Raw genomic sequence first — 11557 nt, forward strand, 5'->3', positions numbered from 1 at the left:
GGAATCAGCGCGATGCGCGACGCGCGGCAGGACCGTGGCTGATGCGAATTGTTCTCTTTTGAGTGGTCCGCGTCAAATGATTGCCAGGGACGCCGCCAAGAGCGTACCGACCAACGGTCGGTACCTACCGGGATTGCGAACACCACGGATGTAGGACCACGAACGCATGGGCCGAGAATGCATGGGCCAGGAATGCATGGACCGCGGTAGCGCACGACCGTTGGTCGTGCGGCGCCGCGCAGCGGCGGGCGTTACGCGCGCGCTGCCCGCCTTACCAAGGCCTTCTCTCGCCGGCGCGCGCGCCAGCCGCGCCAGTGCTGCTGCAGGCACGAGAAGATCACATACAGCGCCGGCGTGCTGAGCAGGGTCAGGCTCTGCGAGAACAGCAACCCGCCGATCATCGCGATGCCCAGCGGCCGGCGCAGCTCGGACCCTTCGCCCAGGCCGATCGCCAACGGCACCGCGGCCAGGATCGCCACCATGGTGGTCATCATGATCGGGCGGAAGCGCACGATGCTGGCTTCGCGCACCGCTTCCAGCGGGCTCTTGCCGTGATCGCGCTGGGCCACCACCGCGAAGTCGATCATCATGATCGCGTTCTTCTTGACGATGCCGATCAGCAACACCAGCGCGATCATCGAGATCACCGACAGCTCTGTGTTGGTCACGAACAGCGCCAGCAGCGCGCCCACGCCCGCTGCCGGCAGCGTGGACAGGATGGTGACCGGATGCACCAGGCTTTCATACAGCATGCCCAGTACCAGGTAGACGGTGATGATGGCCGCCAGCACCAGGATCAGCATCGAGTTCGGGTTGAGCTGCACGTTGAAGCCGCCGCCGTCGCTGATGCGGATGTCGCCTGGCAGGCGCAGTCCGTCCACGGTGGCCTTGATGATCGCCTCGCCTTCGCCGGTGCTCACGCCCGGGGCCAGGTTGTAGCTCAGGTCCATGGTGGTGTACTGGTTCTGGTGGGTGATCTGCGGCGGCGCCAGCCCCGGCACCTGCCGTGCCACCGCGGTGATCGGAATCATCTCGCCATTGCCGGCGCGCACGTGGATCTCGTCCAGCGCACGCGGGGTGGCGGTCTGTTCCGGCATCGCGTTGACCACCACGCTGTACTGGTTGATGTCGGAGTAGATCGTGGAGATCTGGCGCTGGCCGAACGCGCCGTACAGCGCGCCATCGATCGCACCCACCGAAACGCCCAGGCGTGCGGCCTTGGCGCGGTCGATCTCGATGTTCTGGCGCAGTCCGGCGGTGTCGACGTCGGTTCCGACGTCGCGCAGCATCGGGTTCTTCTTAAGCGCGGCCTGCACCTTGGGCAGCCACTCCTGCAGCTGGGCCAGGTCGTTGCCCTGCAGCGACACGCGGTACTGCGCACCCTGGCTGTTGCCGCCGCCGCCGTCGCTGGGAAGGTCCTGGATCGCGCGCAGGCGCAATTCCAGGTCCGGGTAGCGGTCGGCCTTGGCACTCAGTCGGGCCAGTGCCTGCGCCGTCGTTTCGCGACGACCCTCCTTGCGGGTCTTCAGCTCGATGTTGAACTGCGCGCTGGAGCCCTGGCGGCCGCTGCCCAGGCGCACGCCGACGGTCTTCACGGCCGGGTCGGCCATCAGCATGTCGGTGATGCGGCGCTGGCGGTTGACCATGTCTTCAAACGAAACGGTGGCGCTGGAGTTGGCGCGGCCCCAGATCAGGCCGGTGTCCTGCGGCGGGAACGAACCCTTCTTGACCGCGCCGGCCAGCATCACCGTGGCCACGATCAGCAGGATCGGGGTCAGCGACAACAGCAGCGCGTGGCGCAGCGAGAAATCCAGGCACACCGTGTACACGCGCAGCATGCGGTCGTGCGCGGCATCCAGGAAGCGGCCGATCCGCGACGGTTTGTCCGGCTCGTTGTGCGCGCTCAGGAAACGGCTGCACAGCGCCGGGGTAAGCGTCAGCGAGACGATCATCGAGACCACGATCGCCGCGACCAGGGTCACGGTGAACTCGCGGAAGAAGGCGCCGACCATGCCGCTGGCGAACAGCAGCGGAATGAACACCGCCACCAGCGAGGCGGTGATCGAGACGATGGTGAAGCCGATCTCGCGCGCGCCGGTCAGCGCCGCCTGCATGCGCGGCATGCCCTCGTCGAGGTGGCGCATGATGTTTTCGATCACCACGATCGCATCGTCGACCACGAAGCCGATCGCGATCACCAGCGCCAGCAGGCTCAGGTTGTTCAGGGTGAAGCCGAACACGTACATCACCAGTGCCGCACCGGCCAGCGACAGCGGCACGGTGATCGCCGCGATCAACGTCGGCGCCAGCCGGCGCAGGAACAGCGCCATGGTCAGCACCACCATCGCCAGGCTGATCAGCAGGGTGATCTGCACTTCATGCAGCGACGAGCGGATGGTCGGGGTGCGGTCGAAGTACGGGGTGAGCGTGGTGCCTGGCTGCAGGTAGTCGCGAAGCATCGGGATCTGCGCCTTGACCCGGTCCACGGTCTCCACGATGTTGGCCCCGGCACGGGTGAACACGTACATCACCACGGCCGGTTTGTGGTCGAACCACGCCGCCTGGTAGGCGTCCTGCTGGCCGTCGTAGACGGTGGCCACGTCCTTCAGGCGGATCACCCGGCCGTCGTCCTGGGTCTTGATCACCAGGTTGGCGAAGTCGGCCGCGCGCGCCACCGAATCGTTGGCGATGATCGCCGTGGTGGTATTGCCGTCGGTCAGGAAGCCGGTCGGCGAGGTCACGTTGGCGGCGCGCACCGCATTGCGCAGGTCATCCGGGGTGAGGTTGAGCGCATTGAGCAGGCGCAGGTTGACGTCCACCCGCACCGCCGGGGTGGAGGCACCGGCGATGTCCACCGACGACACCCCGCTGATCTGGCGGATGCGCTGGGCCAGCAGCGAATCGGCCACGTTGTACAGCTCATCGGCCGACTGCGTCTGCGAGGTCAACGCAATGGCGATCACCGGATCGTCGTTCGGGTTGGCCTTCTGGAACATCGGCGAACCCAGCCCGGAGGGCAGGTCGGCCTGGGCCGAGTTGATCGCGGTCTGCACGTCCAGCGCGGCCGAATCGATGTCCACCCCGCTCTGGAAGATCATGAAGACCAGCGAGCTGCCTTCGGAACTGGAGGAGCGCATCTGGTCCACGCCGGGCAGCTGGCCTAGGTGGCGTTCCAGCGGGGCGGTGACCGTGGAGGCCATGGTGGTGGCGTCCGCGCCGGACTGGCTGGCGTGCACGAAGATCACCGGGATCTGGATGTTCGGCAGTGCCGACACCCCCAGCTTCAGGTAGCACATCAACCCCACCACGAACAGGCCGATGGCCAGCAGCGCGGTGCCGATCGGGCGGCGGATGAACGGACCGGAGATGTTCACGCGCGGTCCTGGGCGGCGGCGTGGCGCAGCGCGCGCTGTTCACGGCGCTCGCGCAGCCATTCCGAATAGCGCTCCATGTACAGGTAGATCACCGGCGTGGTGTACAGCGTGACCAGCTGCGAGATCAGCAGGCCGCCGACGATGGCGATGCCCAGCGGGCGGCGCAGCTCCGAACCGATGCCGGTGCCCAGCGCCAGCGGCAACGCGCCCAGCATGGCCGCGGCGGTGGTCATCATGATCGGGCGGAAGCGCAGCAGGCAGGCGCGGCGGATCGCTTCGTGCGCGTTGGCACCGGCGCGGCGCGCCTCGATGGCGAAGTCCACCATCATGATGCCGTTCTTCTTGACGATGCCGATCAGCAGCACGATGCCGACGATGCCGTCCACCGACAGGCTCAGACCACACACCATCAACGCCAGCAGTGCGCCCACGCCGGCCGGCGGCAGGGTCGAGATGATCGTGATCGGGTGGATGTAGCTCTCGTACAGCACGCCGAGCACGATGTAGATCACCACCAGCGAGGCCAGCAGCAGCCACACCACGTCGGTCTGGCTGCCGGTGAACTCGGCGGCCTTGCCGATGAACTGCGCGTGCACCTGCGCCGGCATGTCCAGGCTGGCGCGGGTTTCCTCAATCGCCTTGACCGCATCGGACAGCGAATAGCCCGGGGCAATGTTGAACGACACCGTCACCGCCGGCAGCTGCTGCTGGTGGCTGACCACCAGCGGGGTGCTGGTGACCTTGCCTTCGGCCAGCGCGGCGAGCGGAATGATGTTACCGGCACCCACCGGGATGCCGGTGTTCTGCGCGCCGATTCCGGTGGCGGTGGACGAGTTGGACGAGGTGACCTGTCCGAAGTTGGTCGCGTTGCTGCCGGTCAGCGCGCCGGCGCCGTTGGAGGCCACCGCCAGCTGGTTCATCAGGGCGGTGCTGGTGCGGAACTCCGGTGCCACTTCCAGCACCACGCGGTACTGGTTGAGCTCGGTGAAGATGGTCGAGATCTGGCGCTGGCCGAAGGCGTCGTACAGGGTGTCGTCGATGGTCTGCATCGGCACGCCCAGCACGCTGGCCTTGTCGCGGTCGATGTTCAGTTCCAGCGCGCGGCCCTGGTTGGACAGATTGTTGTCCACGTCGGCCAGCTCCGGACGCTGGCGCAGCGCCTCGGTCAGGCGGGTGGCCTGCAGCGCGACCTGCGCGCTGTCCACGTCCGACAGCGAGTACTGGTACTCGGTCGCGGCCACGCGGGTATCCAGGGTCACGTCCTGGACCGGCTTGAGGTACAGCGCCACCCCGGGGATGCCGGCCACGGCTTTCTGCAGGCGCGGCAGGATGTCCTCCAGCCCGTCGCGGTCGCCGCGCTCCTTCAGCACGATCGACAGTTGGCCCTGGTTGAGCGTGGGGTTCATGCTGCCGGCGCCAATAAAGGCGGCCACGCCGGTCACCGCCGGGTCGCTGTGCAGCGCTTCGGCCACGGCCTTGGTGCGCTGTTCCATCTGCGGGAAGGCGATGTTCTGGTCGGCCTGCACGACGCCGGTGATCAGCCCAGTGTCCTGCTCGGGCAGCAGACCCTTGGGAATGACGATATAGAGCACCACGGTCAACACCAGCGCCCCGGCGGCCACTGCCAGGGTCATGCGCTGGTGCTCCAGCACCCAGTCCAGGCTGCGCTCGTACAGGCCGACGGTGCGGCTCCAGACGGTGCGCTTGCCGGCTGCGGCGGTGCGCTCGTGCGCGTCGTCGCCTTCAGGCAATGCGTCGGGCTTGAGCAGGTAGGCGCACATCATCGGGGTGAGCGTCAGCGAGATCAGCATCGACAGCACCACCGCGATGCTCAGCACCCACGCAAACTCATGGAACAGCCGCCCGGTCACACCCGGCATCAGCAGCAGCGGCAGGAACACCGCCACCAGCGAGACGGTCAGCGAGAGCACGGTGAAGCCGATCTGGCGCGCGCCGATCTCGGCCGCTTCCGGGCCGCTCTTGCCCTGTTCGATGTAGCGCACGATGTTCTCGATCATCACGATCGCATCGTCGACCACGAAGCCGGTGGCCACCACCAGCGCCATCAGCGACAGGTTGTCCAGCGACATGCCGGCAAACGCCATCACCCCGAAGGTACCGGCCAGCGACAGCGGCACCGCCACCGACGGAATGATCGTGGCCCACAGCCGGCGCAGGAACACGAAGATCACCGCCACCACCAGGCCGATGGTGAGGATCAGGGTGAACTGCACTTCATGCACCGAGGCACGGATGGTTTCGGTGCGGTCGGAGAACACCTCCAGCTGCACGTCGGCCGGCAGTACGTTCTGCAGCTGCGGCAGCAGCGCGCGGATGCGTTCCACCGTCTGCACGATGTTGGCACCGGGCTGGCGGCGGATCTCCAGCAGCACCGCCGGCTTGCCATCGGCCCAGGCGGCGAGCTGGTCGTTCTCGACCCCGTCGATCACCTGCGCCACGTCCGACAGCCGCACCGGTGCGCCGTTCTTGTAGCTGATGATGGTCTCGCGGTACTCGGCGGCGCTGGTCAGCTGGTCGTTGGTGCCGATGCTGTAGGACTGGGTCTTGCCGTTGAGCGAGCCCTTGGGTGCGTTGACGTTGGCCTGGGTCAGCGCGCTGCGCAGGTCTTCCAGGGTCAGGCCCATGTTGGACAGCTGCGCCGGGTTGACCTGGATGCGCACGGCCGGGCGCACGTTGCCGGCGATCGAGACCAGGCCCACGCCCTGCACCTGCGACAGGCGCTGGGCCAGGATCGAGTCGGCGTAATTGTTCACATCGCGCAGCGGGCGCGTGTCGGAGGTGAGCTTGAGGGTGATGATCGCCGCGTCGGCCGGGTTCACCCGGTTGTAAACGGGCTGGTAGGGCAGCGACGAGGGCAGGGTGGCCTGGCGGATCGCCGCCTGCACGTCCTGCGCGGCGATGTCGATGTCCCGGTCCATCGAGAACTGCAGGATGATCGTGGACAGGCCGGCCGACGAGTCGGAGGTCATCAGCTCCAGCCCGGAGATCTGCCCGAACTGGCGCTCCAGCGGCGTGGTCACCAGCGAGGCCATGGTGGTGGCGTTGGCACCCGGATACTGGGTGGTGACTACCAGGCTGGGCGCATCGATTTCCGGCAGCGCCGACACCGGCAGCTGGCGGTAGCCGAGGATGCCGAGCAGCAGCAGGCCCGCCATCAACAGCGAGGTGGCGATGGGGCGGCGGATGAAGATCGTCGAAAAGCCCACGGGCGGATCCTTGCTGTTACGTCACGCTGCGATGCGGAGAGCCCACGCCGGAACCAGGTCCGGCGTGGAAGACGGGGAACGCGCGGTCAGCGCGGGCCACCGCCACGGCGGCCACCCGGACCCTGCTTCTGCTGGGCGGCCTTGAGTTCGGCTTCGGTCGGCGCGGCCGGGGTTTCGCCCGGCTTCAGCGCGGTCACCTTGCTGCCCGGCTTGAGCCGGAACTGGCCCTCGCTGACCACGCGCTCGCCGCCCTTCAGCCCTTCGGTGATCTGCACCGCGCTGTCGCCCACTTCCACGCCGCTCTTCACCGTCTGCATGGCCACGGTGTCGTCCGGCTTGACGATGTAGACGTATTCGCCGTCCGGGCCGCGCATCACCGCCTGGGTGGGAATGACCACGCCGCCGGCGATGGTCCGCAGCTGCATGCGCACGTTGACGAACTGGCCCGGCCACAGCGTGTTGTCGGTGTTGTCGAACACCGCGCGGGCGCGGAAGGTGCCGCTGTCGCTGCTGATCTGGTTGTCCACCACGTCCAGCCTGCCGCCGTCGGTGAGCACGTGGGCGTCGTTGCGGTCCAGCGCGGCAATGGCGACCGGGCCGGCCTGCTGGGCCTGGCGCACGTCCGGCAGCTGGCGTTCCGGCAGGTTGAACACCACGTGGATCGGGTGGATCTGGGTCAGCGTGACCAGCGCGGTGCCGGCGCTCACCACGTTGCCCGCGTCCACCGCGCGGATGCCCGCGATGCCGGAGATCGGCGCGGTCACCCGGGTGTACTGCAGCTGCACCTGGGCCGCACGCATGCTGGCCTCGTTGGCCGACACCGCGCTTTCATACTGGGCCACCTGGTTGCGCTGCGTGTCCAGGTCGGTCCTGGCCACGTACTGGCGGTATTCGGGCGAGTTGGAGCGCTGGTAGTTGGAGCGCGCCGTGGCCAGCAGGGCCTAGTTCTGCTTCTTGGCGGCGGCGGCCTCGTCGAAGCTGGCCTGCAGGGTGCGCGGGTCGATCTGCGCCAGCAGGTCGCCCTGTTTCACTTCCTGGCCTTCCTTGAAGTTGATGCTGATCAGCTGGCCACCCACCTGCGGGCTGACGGTGACCGTGTTCATCGCACTGACCGTGCCCAGCGCGCTGGCGTACACCGGCACGTCCTGGCGCGCCGCATCGATCACGGTGACCGGCACCGGGCCGTTGTCGCGCTCGCCGTCCCTGCCGGCCTCGGCCTGCGGACCGGCCTTGGCATCCTTACCCTTGCCGCCGCCGAGCATGCGCATGCCCACCAGCCCCACCACCAGCACTGCAATCACCAGCAGCACGATCTTCCAGAAACGCGACATTCAAAAACTCCTGAGGCTGGCGAAGGGCAGGGCCCGGTTGGCAGGGTGAAAGCATACCTGCCGCCCGCGACCTTTCATGCATGACGGATGGGACGGGCGGTCAGACCGGGAAGCGCCGCCAAGGTTCAACGGGCACCGCCGGTCGGTCTGCTGCCGTCCGGGAAACGCCTGGAGACGCGGAAAGTTACAGCGAAAACCACCCTGATGCCCTACATTCAGGTTCATCCCCTCGACGCGCCTTGGAGACCCCCGAATGCCCCGTCTGTCGCTGCTGCTGTCCGCCCTGCTGCTTGCTTCGCCCGCGCTGGCCGCCACCGCCCCGGCCGAGCGCCCGGAAGTCACCGCCGCCGCCGCCCGCCTGCAGGCCCAGGTCGTGCAGTGGCGCCGCGACTTCCACCAGCACCCGGAGCTCTCCAACCGCGAGGAGCGCACCTCGGCCAAGGTCGCCGAACAGCTGCGCGCCATGGGCCTCAAGCCGAAGACCGGCATCGCCCATCACGGCGTGGTGGCGATCATCAAGGGTGGCAAACCGGGCCCGCGCATCGCCCTGCGTGCGGACATGGACGCGCTGCCGGTGACCGAGCAGACCGGCCTGCCGTTTGCCTCCAAGGCCACCAGCACCTACCGCGGCGAGGAGGTCGGCGTGATGCACGCCTGCGGTCACGACGCGCACACCGCCACCCTGCTCGGCGTGGCTGATGCGCTGGTAAAGATGCGCGAAAACCTGCCCGGCGAAGTGATGCTGATCTTCCAGCCCGCCGAAGAAGGGGCGCCGCCGCCGGAAGGGGGCGGGGCGGCGCTGATGCTCAAGCAGGGCCTGTTCGCCGATTTCAAGCCGGATGCGGTGTTCGGCCTGCATGTGTTTTCCAGCGTCCAGGCGGGCCAGATCGCAGTGCGCGGCGGCCCGCTGATGGCGGCCTCGGATCGCTTCGGGATCAAGGTCATCGGCCGCCAGACCCATGGCTCGGCACCGTGGAACGGGGTGGATCCGATCGTCGCCACCGCCGACCTGGTCGGCACCGCGCAGACCATCGTCAGCCGCCGCTCCAACATCTCCAAGCAGCCGGCGGTGGTGTCCTTCGGCGCGATCAAGGGCGGCATCCGCTACAACATCATTCCCGACGAAGTGGAGATGGTGGGCACCATCCGCACCTTCGACGAGGGCATGCGCCAGCAGATCTTCGCCGACCTGCGCAACGTGGCCGAGCACACCGCAGCCGCGCATGGTGCCAAGGCGGAGACCGAGATCTTCGAAGCCGAAGGCAACCCGGCCACGGTCAACGACCCGGCGCTCACCGCGCGCATGCTGCCCAGCCTGCAGGCCGTGGTCGGCGAGGCCAACGTCTACGAGCCGCCGCTGCAGATGGGCGCCGAGGACTTCTCGCTGTACGCCCAGCAGGTACCGGCCATGTTCTTCTTCGTGGGTTCCACTAGCGAAGGGATCGACCCGGCCAAGGCCCCGGCCAACCATTCGCCGAAGTTCCTGCTGGATGAAAAGGCGCTGGATGTCGGCCTGCGCGCGCTGCTGCAGGTCAGCCTGGATTACCTCAACGCGCCGAAGGGCTGACGCGACACGGACGACATGGGCCGCACGACCAACGGTCGTGCGCTACCGCGGGGTGGCAGGGGCCGCACGACCAACGGTCGTGCGCTACGGCGGGGTGTACGCGGGGTGCGGGTGATCGGGTGGCATCTCGATATCCGTGCGGCGACCGGACGTCAATCGCGCGCCCACGCCCCACCGGTAGGGCCCGACCGTTGGTCGGGCCGCGGCGCACCGCGCCGGGCCGTTGAACTTACTGCCGCAGGTCGCGCACGGTCCGCGCCGGCTGCTCGATCCCCGCCGTGGCGCGCCACGGGTTGATGTCCAGTCCGCCACGGCGCGTGTAACGCGCTTCCACTTCCAGCCACTCCGGCCGGCAGCGCAGGCTGATCTCGTTGAAGATGCGCTCCACGCACTGCTCGTGGAATTCGGCGTGCTCGCGGTAACTCACCAGATAGCGCAGCAGGCCTTCGCGGTCGATGCGCGGGCCGCGGTAACGCACGCTCACGCTGGCCCAGTCCGGCTGGCCGGTGACCGGGCAGTTGGACTTGAGCAGCGCCGAGCTCAACGTTTCGGTCACCACCTGCCCGGCATTGGACGACAGGTATTCCGGTGCCGGCGGGCCGTAGCGTTCAATCACCACGTCCAGCGCATCCACGGATTCGCCTTCGGCATCGTCCACCAGCGGCGGCACCCCGACCACCACGTTCACCACCGCGCCGGCGCAGGCCGACAGGTCGCCGGCAATCCGCTGCAGGGCCTGTGCATCGTCATCGAAGCGGGTGCTGTTGAGCGAGTTGAGATACAGCTTGAACGACTTGGATTCGATCAGGTTCGGCGAGGTGCACGGCACGCTGATGGTCGCCACCGCCACCCTCGGCTTGCCGCGGCTGTCCAGCCAGCTCAGCTCGTAGGCCTGCCAACGGTCATGGCCGACGAACGGCAGGTTGGCGTCGTCCACCCCGATCTCCTCGCGCGCGGCGCGGCGGGGGATCGGGAACAGCAGGGTGGGGTCGTACTGGGAGGGGTAAGCAACCTCGCGACCGAGGCTGGAGTCCTGGGGGGTATTCATGCCCCCATTTTAGCGTGCGCGACGGGTCTGCCGGAGCCCTGTTCAGAAACCCTCCCGAATCCTTCACGCCCGCGCCATGCCCCATTAACAAGGCCTGTGACACCTTGCGATCCAGGTTGTCATATCCAGAAAGGGAGCGCGTGGATGAGTACCGATAAGAAAGCCGATTTCTCCGGTGTCAAAGCCAGCGTCGATACCACTGCACAACAGGTGGAAAAGGCCGATTTTTCCGGCGTGACCGCGTCCGTGGACAGCACCGCCGAGCTGGTGGGCGGTAGCAGCTACACCGTCAAGAGCGGCGACTCACTGTCGAAAATCGCAAAGAACGAACTGGGCGACGGCAACGCCTGGCAGAAGATCTTCGAGGCCAACCGCGACGTGCTGGACGACCCCGACAAGATTTTCCCCGGCCAGGTCCTGAAGTTGCCGCCCAAAGCCTGATCCCACCCGAACTGCACGTCATCCAGTCCCACGGAGAAACTCCATGAAGCACACGTCCATCAGTACCGCCGTCCTCACCGCCCTGCTCGCTGCTGCTGCGCTGGCCGGTTGCAAGAAGAACGATGACACCGTCGACAACAATGCCCAGCCGGCAGCCACCACCCCGGCGCCGATGACCCCAGCCGCCCCGGCTGAGCCGGCCCCGCAGCCGATGACCGCCGCTGCTCCGGTCAACGTGTCCGCCGTCACCGTCGGCAAGACCGCCGCAGCCGACAAATCCGTGACCCCGGTCGCCCTGTTCGGACCGAAGGACGTCATCATCATCTCGGTGCGCACCGACGGTACCGCAAGCAACGCCAACGTGGGTGCCAAGCTGACCTACCAGGACGGCCAGGTCGCCGGCGAGCAGACCGCTACGCTCAACACCACTGGTGCCGAGACCACCAACATCACCTTCAACAACCCCAATGGCTGGCCGACCGGCAAGTACCGCGCGGAAGTCATGGTAGATGGCAAGGCGGCTGGAACGCCGCAGGAGTTCGAGGTCAAGTAAGTCCCGCCGAGTCTCT

Annotated in this window: 6 protein-coding genes and 1 pseudogene; 3 read left to right on the forward strand and 4 right to left on the reverse strand. The window is 67.4% G+C overall.

Going from position 1 to position 11557, the window contains the following annotated elements:
• Positions 1-251: 251 nt before the first annotated feature.
• The 3 genes and pseudogenes from RWO33_RS06255 to RWO33_RS06265 all read right to left on the reverse strand — a co-directional run bounded on the left by RWO33_RS06255 (position 252) and on the right by RWO33_RS06265 (position 7932).
• Positions 252-3374: an efflux RND transporter permease subunit gene (locus RWO33_RS06255; RefSeq protein WP_314103299.1), complete on the reverse strand. Its 3123-nt coding sequence runs from the start codon at positions 3372-3374 to the stop codon at positions 252-254.
• The gene (locus RWO33_RS06260; protein WP_314103301.1) at positions 3371-6601 is read right to left on the reverse strand and encodes an efflux RND transporter permease subunit; all 3231 of its coding nucleotides are present in this window, start codon (positions 6599-6601) and stop codon (positions 3371-3373) included. The genes RWO33_RS06255 and RWO33_RS06260 overlap by 4 nt, the downstream gene beginning before the upstream one ends.
• 86 nt (positions 6602-6687) lie before the next feature.
• A pseudogene (locus tag RWO33_RS06265) lies at positions 6688-7932 on the reverse strand (efflux RND transporter periplasmic adaptor subunit).
• A gap of 253 nt (positions 7933-8185) precedes the next feature.
• Between RWO33_RS06265 and RWO33_RS06270 the strand changes: the two are divergent.
• Positions 8186-9499 (forward strand): M20 family metallopeptidase, encoded by a 1314-nt coding sequence (locus RWO33_RS06270; protein WP_314103303.1) that lies wholly within the window; start codon positions 8186-8188, stop codon positions 9497-9499.
• 229 nt (positions 9500-9728) lie between these two features.
• On the opposite strand, the gene queF is transcribed toward RWO33_RS06270, so the two are convergent.
• On the reverse strand, positions 9729-10547 hold the full coding sequence (queF, locus tag RWO33_RS06275) for an NADPH-dependent 7-cyano-7-deazaguanine reductase QueF (protein WP_314103305.1): 819 nt from the start codon (positions 10545-10547) through the stop codon (positions 9729-9731).
• Between the two features lie 144 nt (positions 10548-10691).
• On the opposite strand from queF, the gene RWO33_RS06280 reads away from it, so the two are divergent.
• Both RWO33_RS06280 and RWO33_RS06285 read left to right on the forward strand, forming a co-directional pair.
• Positions 10692-10988: a LysM peptidoglycan-binding domain-containing protein gene (locus tag RWO33_RS06280; protein ID WP_314103307.1), complete on the forward strand. Its 297-nt coding sequence runs from the start codon at positions 10692-10694 to the stop codon at positions 10986-10988.
• Positions 10989-11031: 43 nt separating this feature from the next.
• Complete coding sequence (locus RWO33_RS06285) at positions 11032-11541, forward strand: hypothetical protein (RefSeq protein ID WP_314103308.1); 510 nt, start codon at positions 11032-11034, stop codon at positions 11539-11541.
• Positions 11542-11557 lie beyond the last annotated feature (16 nt).

Source organism: uncultured Stenotrophomonas sp. (assembly GCF_963519925.1).
Classification (GTDB): Bacteria; Pseudomonadota; Gammaproteobacteria; order Xanthomonadales; family Xanthomonadaceae; genus Stenotrophomonas; species Stenotrophomonas maltophilia_AE.

Excerpts from the sequence above, each read along its gene's own strand:
- RWO33_RS06270 (WP_314103303.1), top strand. The coding sequence starts at position 8,186 with ATGCCCCGTCTGTCGCTGCTGCTGTCCGCCCTGCTGCTTGCTTCGCCC.
- queF (WP_314103305.1), bottom strand. The coding sequence starts at position 10,547 with ATGAATACCCCCCAGGACTCCAGCCTCGGTCGCGAGGTTGCTTACCCC.
- RWO33_RS06280 (WP_314103307.1), top strand. The coding sequence starts at position 10,692 with ATGAGTACCGATAAGAAAGCCGATTTCTCCGGTGTCAAAGCCAGCGTC.
- RWO33_RS06285 (WP_314103308.1), top strand. The coding sequence starts at position 11,032 with ATGAAGCACACGTCCATCAGTACCGCCGTCCTCACCGCCCTGCTCGCT.